The 17,950-nt window shown below is 69.1% G+C and carries 15 protein-coding genes; 10 read left to right on the plus strand and 5 right to left on the minus strand.

All coding sequences use genetic code 11. The annotated features are described in order from the left end of the window. Positions 1–90 precede the first annotated feature (90 nt). From ABNQ38_RS27955 to recN, 9 genes are all read left to right on the plus strand, one after another. On the plus strand, positions 91–1,299 hold the full coding sequence (locus tag ABNQ38_RS27955) for a hypothetical protein (RefSeq protein WP_377809056.1): 1,209 nt from the start codon (positions 91–93) through the stop codon (positions 1,297–1,299). A gap of 120 nt (positions 1,300–1,419) precedes the next feature. Beyond that, entirely contained in the window at positions 1,420–2,310 is an 891-nt protein-coding gene (locus tag ABNQ38_RS27960; RefSeq protein ID WP_377809057.1) for a 50S ribosomal protein L11 methyltransferase, read from the plus strand. Between the two features lie 96 nt (positions 2,311–2,406). Then, positions 2,407–2,877, plus strand: coding sequence for a TerB family tellurite resistance protein (locus ABNQ38_RS27965; protein ID WP_377809058.1), 471 nt, complete (start codon positions 2,407–2,409; stop codon positions 2,875–2,877). Positions 2,878–3,035: 158 nt separating this feature from the next. Next, positions 3,036–5,144 (plus strand): aminopeptidase P family protein, encoded by a 2,109-nt coding sequence (locus tag ABNQ38_RS27970; RefSeq protein ID WP_377809059.1) that lies wholly within the window; start codon positions 3,036–3,038, stop codon positions 5,142–5,144. 245 nt (positions 5,145–5,389) lie between these two features. Continuing rightward, entirely contained in the window at positions 5,390–5,755 is a 366-nt protein-coding gene (locus ABNQ38_RS27975) for a chemotaxis response regulator CheY (protein WP_012974572.1), read from the plus strand. Between the two features lie 115 nt (positions 5,756–5,870). Next, complete coding sequence (locus ABNQ38_RS27980; protein WP_377809060.1) at positions 5,871–6,962, plus strand: protein phosphatase CheZ; 1,092 nt, start codon at positions 5,871–5,873, stop codon at positions 6,960–6,962. Positions 6,963–7,182: 220 nt separating this feature from the next. After that, complete coding sequence (locus tag ABNQ38_RS27985; protein ID WP_377809061.1) at positions 7,183–7,908, plus strand: protein phosphatase CheZ; 726 nt, start codon at positions 7,183–7,185, stop codon at positions 7,906–7,908. A 126-nt stretch (positions 7,909–8,034) separates the two neighbouring features. Continuing rightward, complete coding sequence (locus ABNQ38_RS27990) at positions 8,035–8,850, plus strand: outer membrane protein assembly factor BamD (RefSeq protein ID WP_377809062.1); 816 nt, start codon at positions 8,035–8,037, stop codon at positions 8,848–8,850. A gap of 8 nt (positions 8,851–8,858) precedes the next feature. Continuing rightward, positions 8,859–10,535, plus strand: a complete 1,677-nt coding sequence (gene recN / locus ABNQ38_RS27995) for a DNA repair protein RecN (RefSeq protein ID WP_377809063.1) — start codon at positions 8,859–8,861, stop codon at positions 10,533–10,535. Positions 10,536–10,538: 3 nt separating this feature from the next. On the opposite strand, the gene ABNQ38_RS28000 is transcribed toward recN, so the two are convergent. Then, complete coding sequence (locus ABNQ38_RS28000) at positions 10,539–11,447, minus strand: LysR family transcriptional regulator (RefSeq protein ID WP_377809064.1); 909 nt, start codon at positions 11,445–11,447, stop codon at positions 10,539–10,541. A gap of 47 nt (positions 11,448–11,494) precedes the next feature. Then, on the minus strand, positions 11,495–12,109 hold the full coding sequence (locus ABNQ38_RS28005) for an NUDIX domain-containing protein (protein ID WP_377809065.1): 615 nt from the start codon (positions 12,107–12,109) through the stop codon (positions 11,495–11,497). Between the two features lie 394 nt (positions 12,110–12,503). Here ABNQ38_RS28005 and ABNQ38_RS28010 point away from each other — a divergent pair, with 394 nt between their 5' ends. Further along, on the plus strand, positions 12,504–15,053 hold the full coding sequence (locus ABNQ38_RS28010) for an HWE histidine kinase domain-containing protein (RefSeq protein WP_377809066.1): 2,550 nt from the start codon (positions 12,504–12,506) through the stop codon (positions 15,051–15,053). 41 nt (positions 15,054–15,094) lie between these two features. Here the strand turns inward: ABNQ38_RS28010 and ABNQ38_RS28015 are convergent, their stop codons facing one another. Genes ABNQ38_RS28015 through ABNQ38_RS28025 form a run of 3 tightly spaced genes read right to left on the minus strand, consistent with a single transcriptional unit; the run spans position 15,095 to position 17,634 of the window. Further along, positions 15,095–15,859: a TrmH family RNA methyltransferase gene (locus ABNQ38_RS28015; RefSeq protein WP_377809067.1), complete on the minus strand. Its 765-nt coding sequence runs from the start codon at positions 15,857–15,859 to the stop codon at positions 15,095–15,097. A 57-nt stretch (positions 15,860–15,916) separates the two neighbouring features. Then, complete coding sequence (locus tag ABNQ38_RS28020) at positions 15,917–16,459, minus strand: GNAT family N-acetyltransferase (protein WP_377809068.1); 543 nt, start codon at positions 16,457–16,459, stop codon at positions 15,917–15,919. Continuing rightward, a complete protein-coding gene (locus ABNQ38_RS28025) occupies positions 16,456–17,634 on the minus strand; it encodes a murein transglycosylase A (protein ID WP_377809069.1) in 1,179 nt (392 codons plus the stop codon). The genes ABNQ38_RS28020 and ABNQ38_RS28025 overlap by 4 nt, the downstream gene beginning before the upstream one ends. Between the last annotated feature and the right edge of the window lie 316 nt (positions 17,635–17,950).

Here is a 17,950-nt window from a genome sequence, read left to right on the forward strand (position 1 = left end):
CGGCTTGCCGCACTGTGACGGCCGTCACAGCCGCGGCGGCCGCAGCCGCCCAAGATCGCAGCGGTGCAACGGAGCCGGAGGCCAATCACCGTGTTCGGAACGGGCAGCGTCAGTTACGAGGTGCAGAGCCGCCGCGAAGGCCGTTGGCGCATCGAGGGGGCCTATACTGACCAGGAGGCTGCGCTGTCGGCCGCCCGCTCGCAACTGGCGGCGACGGGCGTGGAAGAGGCGAAGGTGGTGAAATTCCGCACCGTCGCCGGCCTGTCGCTGGAAACGGTGATCCTGCACAAGACGGTGCCCCAGACCCAGCGCAAGGGCCTGACCCTGGGCGGCACCGCGGAGGGTGCGCCTTTCTGCCGCACGCCGGACGACCTGCGCGGATTCGAAAGCCGGGTGGTGATCGGCCGGCTGCTGCGCCCCTATCTGGACGCCCAGCGCATCACCCCGACCGAACTGCTGCATTCCTGGCCGCTGTTCCGCCGGCTGGAGGAGCAGGGCGCGCTGCTGGGGGCCGCCATCCATGCCGCCGCCCGCCACCATGCCGATGTCCACGGCGTTTCCCACGCCGCCCGCGCCCGCGAATTGCGCCAGCTGGTGGAGGCGGTCAGCGGGGCCGCCCGCGACGCGCTGGCCGAGCGGCGCCGGCTGCCGCACTTCGATGCCGCCGACCTGCCGGGCACCAGCCGCGCCATCGACGGAGCGGTCGGGCGTGAGGGCCATGACGCGCTGTTCCTCGTGCTGCTGTCGCAGCATCTGGAGGCCGGCGGACCGCTCGCCGGGAAACTGGACATGCTGCTGGCGCTGACGGGCGACGATGTCGAGCCGCGGCATCTGGTCCTGCTCGACGGTGTGATCGCCGACATCATGGGATCCGCCGACACGGTGAAGGAATTGCTGGGCGCACAGCCGAGCCTGCATGCCGGACTCGGCGCCCTTGCCGACGCCCTGTTCGACCGCGATCCCGATCCGGCGTTGGTGCCGGCGCTGGCGCCGATGGCCCCCTCGCTGCGCCGGGTCTGCCGCCTTGTCCTGGAAGGCCGCCTGCCGCAGAGCCGGGCCGTCCTGGTGGAGCGCCTGCGCCAGAGCATCGCCGGCGACCAGCCGCTCGACCGCCGCGACGCCAAGGTGGAAGCGGTGCTGACCCATGACCTCGCCGACCGGTTGAAGGGGGCGGACGGTGCGACGCTCGGCGGAGCGGCCATGGAAAAGGCGCTGGAGCGCCGCCTGCTGCGTCATCGCCAGTCGGTCCTGCGCGCCCAGGGCATGCACGACATCGCCGACCGGCTGGCAGGTCGTTAGGAGGTCGGCCGGTAAGGGTTTTCATCGAAACGGGACGGTCTCCGGAATCCTTGGTCTCTTTCGGGCTTGATGCTAAAAACGCCGCTTCTGTTCTCGCGTCGTCGTCGGAAAGCCCCTGTCATGTCGCAAACCCCGCTCTGGCGCATCGCGCTGGTCGTTCCCGAAGCCCATGCGCCCGCCTTTGCCGAGGCGGTGGGCGACCATGCCGATGCGGTGTCGACCTTCGAACTGGAGGAAGGCGGCAACTGGCTGGTGGAGGCGACCCTCTACGGCGCCCCGGACGAGGCGCGGCTGCAATCCCGCGTCGCCGTGCTGGCCAAGGCCCTGGGCATCGAGGAGCCGCGGCTGGCTGTCGAGAACCTGCCGCCGATCGACTGGGTGTCGCACAGCTACCAGGGCTTTCCGCCGATTCGCGCCGGACGCTTCTTCGTCCACGGCTCCCACCATGAAGGCATCGTGCCGGCCGGCAGCATCCCGCTGCTGGTAGATGCCGCGACCGCCTTCGGCACCGGCGAGCATGGTTCGACCAACGGCTGCCTCCAGGCGCTCGACCGGCTGTCGCGCCGCCTGAAGCTGCCGCGCGGCGGCCGGCGCGGCGCGCTCGACATGGGCTGCGGCTCGGGCATCCTGGCGCTGGCGGTGGCCAAGCGCTGGCGCGTGCCGGTGACGGCGGTCGACATCGACCCGGAGGCGGTGCGCGTCACCCGCATCAACGCGGCGCTGAACGGGCAGAAGGGGATGATCCGCGCCCAGGGCGGCGACGGCTACCACACCCGCATCGTCGGCCGGCACAAGCCCTATACGCTGATCACCGCCAACATCCTGGCCCGCCCGCTGTCGCGGATGGCGCCGCAGCTGCGCCGCCACCTGAAGAAGGGCGGCTATGCCGTGCTGGCCGGCCTGCTGAACCGGCAGGAACGCCACGTCATCCAGGCCCACCGCAACCAGGGCCTGCGTCTGGTCGCGCGCATTCCGGTCGGGGAATGGACCACTCTCGTGGTGAAGCGCTGATCCAGTGAGGCGTTAATTCGGGGGCCGTTGAAACAAAAGGGCCGGGTCGCGACTTCCCCTAGGGACGATGTTCCGAAATCTTTCTGGGGAGCCACCATGTTGAACCGCATCCGGTCCTTGTTCACGGGCGACGACGGCGCCGAGCCGGGCGAGGACGCCCTGCAGGCCGCCGCCGCCGCCCTGATGGTCGAGGCCGCAAGGACCGACAACACCATTTCGGAGGCGGAGCGCGACCGCATCATGGCGGTCGCCCGCCGCCACTTCAACCTGAGCGAGGAGGAGGCGCAGGATCTGCTGTCCGCCGCGGTGTTCGACACCGAGGACGTCTCGCCCTATCTCCGCTATGTCAGCGTCATCATGGACCGCTGCCCGCCCGGCCACCGCCTCTGGATCATCGAGATGCTGTGGGAGGTCGCCTACGCCGACGGCGTGCTGAACGATCTGGAATCGAGCCTGCTGCGGCGGATCGGCGGCCTGCTGCACATCTCCGACGTCGAACGCGGCGAGGCCCGCAAGCGCGTGCTGGCGCGTCTGGGGCTGCCGGACGACGCCGGGCTGCCGGTGTGACGGATCGGGTGGGGGCCGGAACCGCGCCCCATTCCAACCGTGCCCCACCCCAACCGGCCCCACCCCAACCGGCATAGCCACCACCCCGCCGCTTGCGCAGGGCCGACGGGGTGCCTAGCCTGTGTCCACAGGATTCACTCTTCCGAGGAACAGGTTCCGTGCCCAGCGCGATTCCCTCCGCTGCCTATCGTGGCGACGACGCCCTTGCGACCCTGCTGACCGAGGCCGGGACCGGCCGGTCTCCCGGCGATGTCCGCGCACTGCTGGCCGGCGTGCTGGCGGCGCCGGAGGGGGAGGAGCCCGCCGCCTGGACCGTCCTGGTTGGCGAAAGCCTCCCGCCGGCCCTGGCCGAACAGCTCCAGGCGCTGAAAGCGCAGCTCGCCGCCGAGGCGCCGACGGCCAATCCCGGTCCGGCGCAGCGGCTGGACGATCTGCGCGCCGCGCTGAAGCGCCGCGACCTCGACGGCTTCATCGTGCCGCGCGGCGACGAGCATCAGGGCGAATATGTGCCGCCGCGCGCCCAGCGGCTGGGCTGGCTGACCGGCTTCACCGGCTCGGCCGGCAATGCCGTGGTCACCGCCCGGCAGGCCGCGATCTTCGTCGATGGCCGCTACACCCTCCAGGTCCGCAGCGAGGTGCCGGCCGATCTGTACGAGTACAGGCATCTGATCGAGGACCCTCTGGCCGACTGGATCGTCGCGGCGCTGCCCGAAGGCGGGCGCTTCGGCTTCGATCCCTGGCTGCACACCATCGGCTGGGTGGAGAAGACCCGCGCCGCCCTGGAGCGCGCCGGCATCCTGCTGGTGGCGTGCGAGGATAATCCGCTCGATTCGGTGTGGCAGGGCCAGCCGCCGGCGCCGCTCACCCCGGTGGTGCCGCAGGACGTGGCCTTCGCTGGCGAAAGCTCCGCCGACAAGCGGGCGCGGCTGGCCGACGAGCTGGGGCAGAAGGGCATCGCCGCCGCGGTGCTGACCCAGCCGGACAGCATCGCCTGGCTGCTGAACATCCGCGGCGCCGATGTGCCCTGCACGCCGCTGCCGCTGTCCTTCGCCATCCTGTCCGCCGATGCGTCGGTGGAGCTGTTCCTCGACCCGCGCAAGCTGGCGCCGCAGACCCATGCCCATCTGGGCAATCGGGTGCGGGTGCGGTCGGTGGAGGAGTTCGGCGCCGCGCTCGACGCCGTCGCCCGCGGCGCCGCCCGCGTGCTGGCCGACCCGGGCTGCACCTCGGCCTGGATCGTCGACCGGTTGCATCTGGCCGGCGCCAGGGTGGAGCGCGACGGCGACCCCTGCGCCCTGCCCAAGGCCTGCAAGAACGCGGCGGAGTTGGCCGGCGCCCGTGCCGCCCATGTCCGCGACGGCGCCGCCCTCGTCCGCTTCCTGCACTGGTTCTCCGAAGCGGCGCCGACCGGCACCCTGACCGAGCTGGCGGTGGTGGAACGGTTGCTGGCCTGCCGGCGGGAGAATGAGCGCTTCCGCGGCGTCAGCTTCGACACCATCGCCGGGGCCGGGCCGAACGGCGCCATCGTGCATTACCGGGTGACACCGGAGACCGACCGCCGGCTGGAGCCGGGCAGCCTGTTCCTGCTGGACAGCGGCGCCCAGTATCTGGACGGCACCACCGACGTCACCCGCACGCTGGCGGTCGGCGAGCCCGACCCGGCGATGGCGGCGGAGATGCGCGACCGCTTCACCCGTGTGCTGAAGGGGCACATCGCCCTGTCCACCGCGCGCTTCCCGCGCGGCACCACCGGCTCGCAGCTGGACGTGCTGGCGCGTCTGCCGCTGTGGCAGGCGGGGCTGGACTATGACCACGGCACCGGCCACGGCGTCGGCAGCTTCCTGTCGGTGCATGAGGGGCCGCAGCGGGTGTCGAAGGTCGGCAACACCGTCGCTTTGCAGCCGGGCATGATCCTGTCCAACGAGCCCGGCTATTACAAGACCGGCGCCTATGGCATCCGCATCGAGAACCTGATCGTCGTCCAGCCGGTGGAGGAGCCGTCGGGTGAACTGGCCGGGGCCGAGCGCCCAGCTCCCATGGCGGGCGCGGAGCGCCCGGTTCTCATTGCGGGCGCAGACCGCCCGATGCTGGAGTTCGAGCCGCTGACCCTGGTGCCGATCGACCGCGCGCTGATCGAGCGGGCGCTGCTGAGCGACGCGGAGGCCGCCTGGGTCGACGCTTATCATGCAAGGGTGCGCGAGTCGCTGTCGCCGCTGCTCGACGATGCAGCCCGCCGCTGGCTGGAGCAGGCGACCGCACCCCTGTGAGCGGAGCGGGCGGCTGTAGCAATTGTCGGCCGGAGACTGGGGGCGCCCCTGATTCCGCAATATGTTGCCGCTCGTGGTAACACGTTCTTTACCCAGCTGCTTCAGTGTGACCCAAGGGGATGACTTTTGGCGGCAGTTAGGGCACTACAGTCGGCATCACTTCCCGGATTACGGCGCAGCCCCCGCGCCGGGTGGGCGTAACGGCCGGTCACACACCGGCAACGGATTATTGCGGAGACGTCTAGATGAAGATCCTCGTCGTCGATGATTACGCCACCATGCGGCGCATCGTGCGGAACCTGTTGACCCAGATCGGCTACACCGACATCGACGAGGCCGGCGACGGCGTGTCGGCGCTGGCGAAGCTGCGTGAGAGCAAGTTCGGCCTCATCATCTCCGACTGGAACATGGAGCCGATGACCGGCTTGCAGCTCCTGAAGGAAATCCGCGCGGACGCGAAGCTGGCGGCGACGCCCTTCATCATGGTCACCGCCGAGAGCAAGACCGAGAACGTCATCGCCGCCAAGCAGGCCGGCGTGAACAATTACATCGTCAAGCCCTTCAACGCCGACACGCTGAAGCAGAAGATTCAGGCCGTCATCGGCGGTTGATCTTCGGGCTTGCGATATGTGGGGGTAGCAAGGACGGCACCTGCCGTCCGGCGCCCGGTTCGGCCGCCCGGGTCAGCGGGGCGGCCGGCTGATCCAGTTTGGGGAGTGGACCGGTTTGGAGCAGCTTCCGCAGCTGTCCGATGAAGAGTTCGAGCAGATCGAGGACGCCATTGCCCGATCGGCGAAGGGCAGGGCATTCCTGCGGCGGCTCCACCGGCGGTCCCTCGGGGCCGCGACGGAGGAAGTGCGCGCCATGCTTCAGGAGTTCCGCGACTCCTGGAGCCGGCAGAACGAAGCGGTGGAGGCCGGCAAGCATGTCGGCGTTCTGCGCCGCGAGCTGATGGAAATGGCCGCCTCGATCGAGCAGGCGAGGCGGGAAGTGGCGGCGCTGCGTCCCCCCGACGGGTCGGGCGACAAGATTTTGTCGGCGACCAACGAGCTGGACGCCATCGTCATCTCCACCGAACGCGCGTCCTTCGAGATCCTGAACGCCGCCGAGCGGCTGATGGATCTGTCGGGCAAGCTGCGGGCCGGCGGCGCCGATCCGGCGATCTGCAGCGACATCGACACCCAGGTCAACGACATCTTCACCGCCTGTTCCTTCCAGGATCTGACCGGCCAGCGCACCAGCAAGGTCGTCAACGCGCTCCGCTACATCGAACAGCGCGTCATGGCCATGATCAGCATCTGGGGCGAGGACGGGCTGGCCGGCATCATGGTCAAGGAAGAGCAGACGGACACCCGTCCCGATGCCCATCTGCTGAACGGTCCGCAGCTGGATGGCCATGGCGTCAGCCAGGCCGATGTCGACAGCATGTTCGACAGTCCGGCTCCGGCCGCCCCTGCCGCTCCGCCTCCGCCGCCGCCGGCGCCGGTGCAGTCGAGCCAGGCCGACATCGACAGCATGTTCGACGCGCCGATGCCCGCTGCGGCCCCAGCGGCCGCTCCGGTCAAGTCCAGCCAGGCGGATATCGACAGCATGTTCGATGCCCCGGCACCGGCAGCCGCCCCCGCGGTGGCGAGCCAGTCCGACATCGACAGCATGTTCGATGCGCCCGCCCCCGCGAAGAAGTCGGTTCCGAAGCCGCCGGGCGCCGCCCCGAAGGCCAAGGCCGCCGCCAAGCCCGCACCGCCGCCCCCGCCGCCCGCAGCGGCGGAACCGCCGGCCCCGCTGGATCAGGCGGCCATCGACGCCCTGTTCGGGTAACGGCCGGCGCCAAGCCGGCAGATCCGAACCGACAGCTGAGCCGACAAAGCCGAGCCGACAGAACCTCATGGGTTTTCCCGGATTGACCGCCTGAGCCCGCCGATGGCCGGATGGGGCATGGGTCAGCCGATCAGAACGCAGAACCGACGCGCGACCAGACATCCACCACCACAGGCCACAAGGCGGCCGTTTCCGAGAGGCGGGACCGAGGATGAAGCAGATGACCAAGCCCTTCATGGCCGAGCTTCAGAAAGCCCGCAAATCCGGGCACCCGTTCCAGGCGCTGATCGAAGATGGCGCCGCCGCGGCGGCCCTTCCGGTGCCGGCGCAGGTGGTTCATGCCGACAACACCGAGGTGCTGCGCGCCATCGGCGATCTCGGCGCCAAGCTCGACCGCTTCCTGACCATGGATGCGGTGCAGATCGACCAGATCCAGGTGGAAATCGCCGACATTTCCGGCCGGATCAAGGCGACCAAGGTGGAAATGGCCGCCATCCGCCATCCGCTGGCCGGTGACGACAAGTTCCAGCAGGCCAGCCAGGAACTGAGCGCCGTCGTTTCCGCGACGGAGGCCGCGACCAACACCATCATGGCCTGCGCCGAAGAGCTGGAAGAGGTAGTGTCGGAGCTGAAGTCGTCGCTGCCGGAGGGCTATCACAACGACCGGGTCAACGACATGGTCGACGTGATCGTCCGCATCTATGAGGCCTGCAACTTCCAGGATCTGACCGGCCAGCGCATCACCAAGGTCGTCCGCGCCATGTCCTTCATCGAGGAGCGGGTCGACGCGATGATGGGCCTGTGGAACAGGCGCGAGTTCGAGGCGATGCCGCTGCCGCCGTCCGTCACCAAGAAGGACGAGAACCTGGACCTGCACGGTCCGGCCGAGGCGACCCCCGACAGCGGCAACATCAGCCAGGCCGACATCGACGCGCTGTTCGGCTAAGGCGCTTCCGATGCAAATTCCGCCGCGGGCGGGGAGGGGCATATCGCCCACCCCCGCGTTACCGCTTGCGGCGCCCTTACCCCGGCGTGCTATACAGGGGCAACTTCGAAAGCGCCCAAGACGACGATGCTTCCTCGCCCGTACCGCCTGCCGCTGACGGCCATCCTCCTGTCCGCCGCCCTCTCCGCCTGCTCCTCCACCAAGGAGGACGCGTATGTCGAGCGTCCGGCCGACCAGCTCATGTCGGAAGCCGCCGCGGCGATGCGCGAGGAATCCTACAAGAAGGCCGCGAAGCTCTACGACGAGGTGGAGCGCCAGCATCCCTATGCGGATGCGGCCAGCAAGGCGCAGCTTCTTGCCGCCTATGCCCAATACCAGGATCTGAAGTACGACGACGCCATCCTGGCGCTCGACCGCTTCATCCAGCTTCATCCGGGCAGCCCGGATGTCGATTACGCCTATTACATGCGGGCGCTGTGCTATTACGAGCAGATCACCGACGTGCGCCGCGACCAGCGGATGACGCGCCGGTCGCTCGACGCCCTGCAGGAGGTGGTCCGCCGCTTCCCCGACAGCAAATATGCCCGCGACGCGAAGCTGAAGATCGACCTGACCAACGATCACCTTGCCGGCAAGGAGATGGAGGTCGGGCGCTTCTACCTGCGTCAGCATCAGTATACCGCCGCGATCAACCGGTTCCGCGCCGTCGTTGAAAACTACCAGACCACGTCCCATGTGCCTGAGGCGCTGCACCGCTTGGTGGAGTGCTATCTGGCGCTGGGCGTGACCGACGAGGCGAAGGCCGCCGCGGCCGTGCTCGGCCACAACTTCCCCGGCAGCGAATGGTACACGGACAGCTACGCACTGCTGGTGGACGCCAATCTGCGTCCCGAGCGAAACGAGAAGTCGTGGCTCAATCGAGCCTGGAACTCCCTGTTCTAGGACGCTCCATGCTCGTGTCGCTGACGATCCGGGACGTCGTCCTGATCGAGCGACTGAGCCTGTCCTTCCGCAAGGGCCTGTGCGCCCTGACCGGTGAGACCGGCGCCGGAAAGTCGATCCTGCTCGACGCGCTGGGGCTTGCCCTCGGCGCGCGTGCGGATTCCGGTCTGGTGCGCCACGGCGCCGATCAGGCCTCCGTCACCGCGGAGTTCGAGCTTTCGGGCGACCACCCGGCCTTCGCCATCCTCAAGGAACAGGGTCTCGACTCCGATTCCGGCGACGGTGCACTGGTGATCCGCCGCACCGTCAACACCGATGGGCGCAGCCGCGCCTGGGTGAACGACCAGCCGGTCGGCGTCGGCCTGTTGAAGACGCTGGGCGCCGAACTGGTCGAGGTGCATGGGCAGTTCGACACCCACGGGCTGCTGAACCCGCAGACCCACCGCGGCGTGCTCGATGCCTATGCCGGTCTGTCGGCCCAGGCAGCGCAGGTCGCCGCATCCCACCGTGCCTGGAGGCAGGTGGAGGATGCGCGCCATTCCGCCGCCGCCGACATCGCCCGCGCCCGCTCCGAAGAGGAATATCTCCGCCACGCCGTGGCCGAACTGGACGCCCTCGCCCCCAAGGCCGGCGAGGAGGAGGAACTGTCGGAGACCCGCGCGGTGCTGATGCATCGCGAGAAGCTGGTCGACGGCATGAACGCCGCCTATGCCGACCTGTCGGGCGACCGCGGCGTCGAGCGCGCCCTGTCTTCCGCCATCCGCACGCTCAGCCGCATCGCCGACCGGGCCGGCGGCACGCTGGATCCGGTGATCGCCGCCCTCGACCGCGCCGCGACCGAGGCGGGGGAGGCGATTGCCTCTCTCCAGGCCGTCTCCAGCAGTGTCGATATGGACCCGCGGGCGCTGGAAAAGCTGGAGGAGCGGCTCTTCGCGCTGCGCGCCGCCGCCCGCAAGCATGGCGTCGATGTCGATGCGCTTGCCGCCCTGCGTGAGGAGATGGCCGGCCGCCTGCTGCTGATCGAGGATCAGGGCGACCTGCTGGCCAAGCTGGCGAAGGAGGCCGAACAGGCCCGCGCCGTCTTCCACAAGGCCGCCGAAGCGCTGGGCACCGCCCGCCGCGAGGCCGCCGGCCGGCTGGACGTGGCGGTCGCCGGCGAACTGGCGCCGCTGAAGATGGAGAAGGCGAAGTTCCGCACGCTGGTCGAGCCGGTGGACGAGTCGGAATGGAGCGCGTCGGGCATCGACCGCGTCGCCTTCCAGGTCGCGACCAACCCCGGCTCGCCGCCGGGCGCGCTGAACAAGATTGCGTCGGGCGGTGAGTTGGCGCGCTTCATGCTGGCGCTGAAGGTGGTGCTGGCCCAGACATCAACCGTCGGCACGCTGGTGTTCGACGAGGTGGACACCGGCATCGGCGGCGCCGTCGCCGCCGCGGTGGGCGAGCGGCTGGAAACGCTGGGCCATGGCCTGCAGGTGCTGGTCGTCACCCACAGCCCGCAGGTCGCGGCCCGCGGTGCCGTCCATCTGAAGGTGCAGAAGTCGCAGAAGGGCGAGCAGGTCACCACCGGCGTCGCCGAACTGGATGGCGACGAGCGGCGCGAGGAGATCGCCCGCATGCTGTCCGGCGCCACCGTCACCGCCGAGGCCCGTGCGGCGGCCGACAGCCTGATCGCCGGCCGCGGCTGACGGCTATTCCCCGGCCAGCGCCTCGGCGTGGCGGCGGAACAGCCGCACCAGTGCATCAACCACCGCGGCCACGGCCGGCGCGTCGCGCCGGTCGCGGTGGACCAGTAGATGGACGTCCTCGCTGAGCGCTGCCGGCGGATCGACGACGCGGACCAGCGCCGGCTCGGCATCGCCCAGCACGCAGGGCAGCAGCGTCAGCCCCATCCCGCGCCGGGCGGCGTCGAGCCGCATCGGCAGTTCGCTGAGCCGGGCGACGATGCGGGCGCCGCGGGCGCGGACCGTGTCGTCCACCCATCCCGATTGCGATGGCCGCCGCCGTGTTTCCGGCAGCCCGACCACGGGCGCGCCGTCCCAGCGTCCGGACCAGTCGTCGCGCAGCCCCCGCATCGCATAGAGGGTGAAGCCGAAGCTTCCCAGCCGGCGGGTGACCAGATCGCCTTCGGCCGGCACCCGGTCCATGCGCAACGCGATGTCGGCCTCGCGCTGGGCCAAATTCAGAGCGCTGCGGGTGCTGAGGATGGTCAGGTCGGCGCCGGTCTCCGCCAGCAGGTCGGCCAGATGCAGGGTGAGGAAAGCGGAGACGGAGGTTGTCGCCGTCACCCGCACCGGCTGTGCCGTCGCGGAAAGCCGGTCGGCGTTGCGGGCGAAGGCCGCAGCGGCATCGCCCATGGCCGCCGCGCTGTCCAGCACGGAGCGGCCGAGCGCCGTCAGCGCCAGCCGGTTGGGCAGCCGGTCGAACAGCGGACCGCCCACCGCGTCCTCCAGCCGTTTCAGCCGGCGACCCAGCGTCGGCGGACTCAATCTCAGCCGCTGGGCCGCGCCGGTCAGGCTGCCGCACCGAGCCGTGGCCAGGAAGGTGCGGATGTCCTCCCAGTCGAGATCCCCGCTGCCCAAACTTCCGTCGTCGATCATCCAGTCCCCGTCCGAATCACCCGGTCCGGCAGGGCGGGCGGAGGCCGTCACCGCGGCAGCAGGCCGTGAAGGGCGGCATACTGCAACAGCATGATGGTCTTGCCATCCAGGATCGCCCCGCTGCCGACCATGGCAAGGGCATTGGCGAAGGTCAACTCGACCACCTCGATGTCCTCGCCCTCCTCGGCGAGCCCGCCCCCCTCGCTGCGGTCGGCGGCGCGGTATTCGGCGACGAAGAAGGCCAGCCGCTCCGTCACCGAGCCGGGGCTCATGAAGGCGTCGAACACCCGGCGTGGTGCCTGGACGATCACGCCCAGCTCCTCGGCCGCCTCGGCCCGGATCGCCTCCTCCGGGCTGCGGTCGTCGAGCAGGCCGGCGCAGACCTCCAGCAGCGGTTCCGGATGGCCGTTGACGTAAGCTGGGTAGCGGAACTGCCGGGTCAGCAGCACGGTGCCGCGGGTCGGATCGTAGAGCAGCAGGGCCGCACCATTGCCACGGTCATACGTCTCCCGGCTTAGTGTCTGCCAGCTGCCGTCACTCCGCCGATAGTCGAAGGTGGTTTTCTTCAGAACATACCAGTCGTCGGACAGCAGCGTGACCTCGCGGATGCGGATGCGCTCGTCCGAGGCAATGGAATCGTCGGCAGGGGAAAGGATTGTCATGGCGCACCCCGATGGTCATGGAACGGCCGTTACCCTGCGTTATGAGCGGCTTGCAGGCAGCCCGCCGAAGATGAAAGGGCGCCTTGCAGAAATTTGCGGCTGCTGCGGACCTTCGGCAACAGTGCTTATTCGCAGTTGAAGAAAAGTCCTTGCGAAGCGAAAGCGCTGCCGGTGCAGCCAAAGCCCGATGGTCATTATCGTACGTAAGCACGTCCAAAATCTTATCCTATGTTAAGTTAACGGCTCTTAATTATAACGTAGGAATAGCCTTTTTGGAGCGTTGCAGCGTTCCAGACTCCTGCCTAAATTGTTGATGAATTCCCTTGGCTGCGCGTGACAAACGACGCCGGTCCAGCTTCCGCTAGAGGTCGCGTTTGTCTGAAGTCTTCGTTCGATGAGTGGCCCGGTTCCTGCGGGGTCTGTCGACCTCACCGATTGCGACCGGGAGCCCATCCACCAGCTGGGCCTTATCCAACCGACCGGTTTCCTGATCGCCGTCACGGCCGATTGGATCGTCGTCCATGTCTCCGCCAACATCGGACGCTGGCTGGGGGTCGAACCCGACGATCTGCTGGGGCATCCGCTGGCCGCCTTCATTGCAGGCGAGGCGTTGCACACCATCCGCGGCCGGTTGCAGGTCGCCCACATCAACGGCAGCGTCGAGCGCGCCTTCAACGTCCATCTGTCGGACATTGCCCCGGTCTGCGACGTGGCGGTCCATCTGTCCGGCTCCACCATCGTCATCGAGGCGGAGCCGAGCGAGGGCGAGGGGTCACAGGATTCAGGGTCGCTGCTGCGCTCGATGATCGCGCGGGTCCAGAACACCCGCGGCTTCGACGCCTTCTGCCGCGAGGCGGCGCGCCAGATGCGGGCGCTGACCGGATTCGACCGGGTGATGGTCTACCGCTTCGCCGACGACGGGGCGGGGGAAGTGATCGCGGAATCGGCGGTGCACGGCATCGGCAGTTTCCTCGGCCAGCGCTATCCGGCTTCCGACATCCCGCAGCAGGCCCGGCGCCTGTATGAGCGAAGCTGGCTGCGCTGCATTTCCGACGTGAATGCGCCGCCGGTGCCGATCGTGCCGACGGTCGATCCGATGGGGCAGCCGCTGGACCTGTCGCTCAGCCTGTTGCGCAGCGTCTCGCTGATCCATGTCGAGTATCTGCGCAACATGGGGGTGAACGCCTCGCTGTCGGTGTCGATCCTGCGGCACGGCAAGCTGTGGGGACTGTTCGCCTGCCACCACCGCCATGCCCGCTCTCTCTCCTTCGAACGCCGGACCACCGCCGAGCTGTTCGGCCAGATGGTCTCGCTGCTGCTGGAGGGGCGGGAGCGCGAACAGGAAAGCCAGCAGGAGGCACAGGCCCGCCGCGCCCATGTTCGCATCATGTCGATGCTGGCCGAGAGCGAATCGCCGCTGGACAGTCTGGTCACCTTCGCGACGGAGTTGCGGGCGTTGATCGACTGCGACGGCTTCGCCTGCTGCATCGACGGCCAGCTGCATATGGAAGGCGAGACGCCGACGCGGGAGGAGACGCTGGGCGTCATGCGTTTCCTGCACCGGACGCCGCCCAGCAAGATTTATCTGACGGACCAGCTTGGGGCGGTGCATTCGCCGGCCCGCGACTTCACCGAACGGGCCTGCGGCCTGCTGGCGATCCCGGTGTCGCGGATGCCGCGCGATTATCTGGTTTTCTTCCGCAAGGAGCTGGTCCGCACCGTCACCTGGGGCGGCGACCCGACCAAGCCGGCGCAGTATGGCCCCAACGGTCCGCGCCTGACCCCGCGCAAGAGCTTCGAGGCCTGGAAGGAGACGGTGCATGGCCGCTCCAAGCCCTGGACCGAGCTTGACGAGCGCAATGCCGAATCCCTGCGGGTGACCCTGCTGGAGGTGGTGCTGCGGCTGGCCGATGTCGCCGGGCGCACCCGCAAGGAGGCGACCGAGCGGCAGGAGCTGCTGATCGCCGAATTGAACCACCGCGTCCGCAACATCCTCAGCCTCGTCCGCGCCCTGGTGCGGCAGAGCGAGTCCGGAGCGGAAACGGTGCAGCAGTTCGCCGCCATCGTCGCCGGCCGCATCGAGGCGCTGGCGCGCGCCCATGACCAGATCACCGCCGACAATTGGGGGCCGGCCTCGCTGCGGGCTTTGATCGTGGCGGAGATCGGCGCCTATCTGTCGGCCAGGAGCGAGCGGGTGCGGCTGACCGGGCCGGAGGTGCTGCTGGCGCCGCAGGCCTTCTCCGTCTTCGCGCTGGTGGTGCATGAACTGACTACCAACTCGGCCAAATACGGCGCGCTCAGCGACAGCAGCGGCTGGGTGGAGGCCGACTGGTCCATCGACGAGGGCGGGAGGCTGCTGATCGACTGGCAGGAGAATGGCGGCCCGCCGGTGCGGGCGCCATCGCGCACCGGCTTCGGCACCACGGTGATCGAGCGTTCGATCCCCCACGATCTGCAGGGCAAGGCGGAGGTGACCTACGCCCTGTCCGGCCTGCGCGCCCGCTTCATGATCCCGGCACGGTTCGTGACCATCGCCGACAGCCTGCCTGCCGGCAGCCTGCTCAGCCTGCCGGTGCCGGCTGCCGATTTCTCCATCGGCGGCCCGGTGCTTCTGCTGGAAGACAATATGATCATCGCCATGGCGACGGAGGACGTGCTGCTCAGCTTCGACGCCAGCCGTGTCAACACCGCCGCCAGCGTCCACCACGCCCTGCGCTTGATCGACGAGGACCCGCCGGTGGTCGGCGTGCTGGACATCAATCTGGGCAACGAGACGTCGGTCGCGGTGGCCGAGCGGCTGCGGGAGCTTGGCATCCCCTTCGTGTTCGCGACCGGCTATGGCGAGAGCGCCGCGGTGCCGGAGCGGTTCGCCGATGTGCCGGTGCTGAAAAAGCCCTACGGGTCGGATCAGGTGGTGCAGGTGCTGGCGTCGGTGATGGGGTAGGGCGCCTGTCACTGACCGCCATCGCCCACCCCCCGCCGCTTTCACCCCTTGACCGCCGCATACCGTGCGAACAGGGCCACGCTGACCGCCACCGTCGCGTTCAGCGACTCCACCGCCCCGGTGGTTGGCACCGACAGCCGCGTCGCCGGGCAGTCGGCCGGCACGCCCTGGCCTTCCTCGCCCAGAATCAGCCGCATGTCCGCCGGCCAGTCGAAGCGGGTCAGATCCTCTCCGCCGCCGTCCAGGGCGTAGAGCGGCCCCGCCGCCTCGTTCACCGCCGTCCAGCGCGGTCCGCGTAGCAGGGTCAGCGTGAACTGCGCGTTCGAAGCCGCGCGCAGGCATTTGGGGTGGAAGGGATGCGCCGCCCCTTCCAGCAGGACGACCCGCGACACGCCGAAGGCCGCGGCACTGCGCAGCAGGGCGCCGAGGTTGCTGGGATCGCCGAGCGCGCACAGCAGTTCCAGCCCCTGCGGCGGCTGCGACAGGTCGATGGCCGGCATCTTCGGCACGGCGCCGACCAGCAGCGGAAAACCGGTGCCCGACACATCCAGCATCCGGAACAGCGCCGGAGCCAGCTGCACCGGCTCCACCCCCGGCGGCAGGCGCCAGGAGGATATCTGCGCCGGGTCGGTGAACAGCAGCCGCTCGAACCGCTCGGGATGGTGGCGCAGTGCTTCCGGAACGGTCTTCAGGCCGGCCAGCAGGAACTTGCCGTTCTTCTTCAGCCCACGGCTTTCCAGCGCCGATTCCCACAGCTTGAACTGCGGGTTCTGCGGGCTTTCGATCAGCAGGGGCGGACGGGTCATGGCGGCAGGCTTTCCGGCAGGGAGATGCCCCTGCCTAGCACAGCAGCGCCGCGGAAGTCAGGTGTTGAGGCGGCGCCCAAGGAACAGCAGGGGGCCGCGCTGGCAGGCGTCGGTGAAGCCGGCGCGCTGGTAGAACTCGACATTGCGGGCGAAGACGGCGGTGACCAGATGCACACCGGGCAGGCCGTCCTCCCGGCAATCCTCGGCAAACCGGTCGACCAGCCGCCGCCCCAGCCCATGCTCCCGCCAGCCCGGCCGGACATTGACATGGAAATGGGCGGGGTAGGCGGCAAAATGATCGGCGAAGAGTTCGTATTTCGGGATGCGCCGGGCCAGTTCGACCGAACCGGCGCTGTCCTTGCAGCCGGTGAGGTAGCCGACGACCTGTCCGTCAGCCGCCACCGCCATCCAGACGTCCCGTGGTGCCTCATCCACGAACCAGCCGGTCCAGGTGGCGAGGAAAGCGGCGCGCTCGGCTGCGGAGGCGAACTCGGTCCGGGTGGTGGAGGCGAAGAAAATCTCATCCAACGCAGCCAGCGCCGCCCCGCGGTCGGGCAGGGCGGTCAGCCGTTCCAGCCGGATGCGGTCCTCTGCGGTCATTTCCGCTGGGCGGTCTCGACCGACAGGGTGCGCGGCGCCAGCATGGTGTAGTGACCGCGCGCCTTCATCACGCCGGCCCCTTCCTCCGCCTGTGGGCCGTGGCCCCAGAACAGGTCGCCGCGCACGGGGCCCTTGATGGCGCCGCCGGTGTCCTGCGCCATCACCAGCCGGTTGATGGCGCCGCCCGGAACCGGGGCGTCGCGCACCTCCAGCCACAGCGGCACGCCCAGCGGGATATGCTCGGCATCCACCGCAAGGCTGCGGCCGGGGGTCAGCTCCATGTTGCGGGCGCCGCGGGCGCCGACCTCGGGCTTCACCTTGAAGAAGACGTAGGAGGGGTTGAGGTTCATCACCCGCTGGGCCTCGGCCGGATGGTCCTTCAGCCAGCGTCGGATCGTCTGCAAGGACATCTGTTCCGGCGTGGCGTCGCCGATGTCGATGATATGGCGGCCGATCGGGAAATAGCTGTGACCGTTCTGGCCGGCGTAATGGATGCCGACCACCGAGCCGTCGGCCATGATCGCCCGGCCGGAGCCCTGGATTTCGAGGAAGAAGGCGTCGACCGGGTCGTCCACCCACATCAGTTCCAGGCCCTTGCCCTTCAGCGCGCCGGCTTCGATCCGGGCGCGGCTGGGCAGGCCGTTCTTGCCGCGGGGCGGCGTACGGTAAAGCGGGACGTTGTAGCGCTCGGTCCGGGTCCAGCTGCCGTGCAGCTCGATCTCGTAATAGCCGGTGAAGAGGCCGCTCTCGCCGTTGCTGACGTCGCGCGGGGTGAAGAAGGTCTCGAAGAAGCGGCGGGCCGCCTCGCTGTCGCCGGGGGGCAGGTCGCGGGCGGCGGCGCAGATGGCGCGCCAGTCGTCGGTGGTACCGGCGGCCCGCAGTTGCCCCAGCGACTTGCCCGGCGGCTGGTTCTTCACCCAGCCGCAGGTCCGCTGCACCGCCGGGACCGCCTGGGCGTGGTCGTCGTCGATCCAGCCGGCGAGGTGGCGGAAATCGGGCGAGACCTGATCCCAGGTCGGGCGCTGGGCGGTTCGCCGCTGCCCGTCCACCGTCGGGGCGGTGCCGGCGCAAGCCGCCAGCGTCGCCAGCAGCCCTCCCATCAGCGCCATCCGCAGGCCGTGGCCTGCGGTTCTCCTCACGTCACGCGCACACGCCACCCCAGCCGCAGCCGCCATCGCGCACTCCGCCACCAGCATCCGATATGTCCGTCGAAGACCCCCGACCGGTCTCCCGTTCTGGCGGTCCGGTCACGACAAGGTCACATCACCCGACCGTTTGTGCCGGTGGTTACCCCGAGTCGTCAATCCCCAACCTGCACTTTCGGATAGGTCGCGTCCGCTTGTCACGGGAGGTGGGGGCGGCGGGACGAGCCAAGGGGTGAGCGGGGCAGACGCGCGGCGGCAAGGCGTGACAGGAGGCGACAAACGCGGTATCGACAGCCCATACGCGAAGGACCGTTCGAAAACGCTTCTCGCCCCGGATCATACGGGG

This window comes from Azospirillum sp. A29 (genome assembly GCF_042604625.1).
In the GTDB taxonomy this organism is placed as follows: domain Bacteria; phylum Pseudomonadota; class Alphaproteobacteria; order Azospirillales; family Azospirillaceae; genus Azospirillum; species Azospirillum palustre.

Coding starts and splice junctions, on each gene's coding strand:
- ABNQ38_RS27985 (WP_377809061.1), top strand. CDS start 7,183: ATGACCAAGCCCTTCATGGCCGAGCTTCAGAAAGCCCGCAAATCCGGG.
- recN (WP_377809063.1), top strand. CDS start 8,859: ATGCTCGTGTCGCTGACGATCCGGGACGTCGTCCTGATCGAGCGACTG.
- ABNQ38_RS28005 (WP_377809065.1), bottom strand. CDS start 12,109: ATGACAATCCTTTCCCCTGCCGACGATTCCATTGCCTCGGACGAGCGC.
- ABNQ38_RS27975 (WP_012974572.1), top strand. CDS start 5,390: ATGAAGATCCTCGTCGTCGATGATTACGCCACCATGCGGCGCATCGTG.
- ABNQ38_RS28015 (WP_377809067.1), bottom strand. CDS start 15,859: ATGACCCGTCCGCCCCTGCTGATCGAAAGCCCGCAGAACCCGCAGTTC.
- ABNQ38_RS28010 (WP_377809066.1), top strand. CDS start 12,504: ATGAGTGGCCCGGTTCCTGCGGGGTCTGTCGACCTCACCGATTGCGAC.
- ABNQ38_RS27960 (WP_377809057.1), top strand. CDS start 1,420: ATGTCGCAAACCCCGCTCTGGCGCATCGCGCTGGTCGTTCCCGAAGCC.
- ABNQ38_RS27990 (WP_377809062.1), top strand. CDS start 8,035: ATGCTTCCTCGCCCGTACCGCCTGCCGCTGACGGCCATCCTCCTGTCC.
- ABNQ38_RS28000 (WP_377809064.1), bottom strand. CDS start 11,447: ATGATCGACGACGGAAGTTTGGGCAGCGGGGATCTCGACTGGGAGGAC.
- ABNQ38_RS28025 (WP_377809069.1), bottom strand. CDS start 17,634: ATGGCGGCTGCGGCTGGGGTGGCGTGTGCGCGTGACGTGAGGAGAACC.
- ABNQ38_RS28020 (WP_377809068.1), bottom strand. CDS start 16,459: ATGACCGCAGAGGACCGCATCCGGCTGGAACGGCTGACCGCCCTGCCC.
- ABNQ38_RS27965 (WP_377809058.1), top strand. CDS start 2,407: ATGTTGAACCGCATCCGGTCCTTGTTCACGGGCGACGACGGCGCCGAG.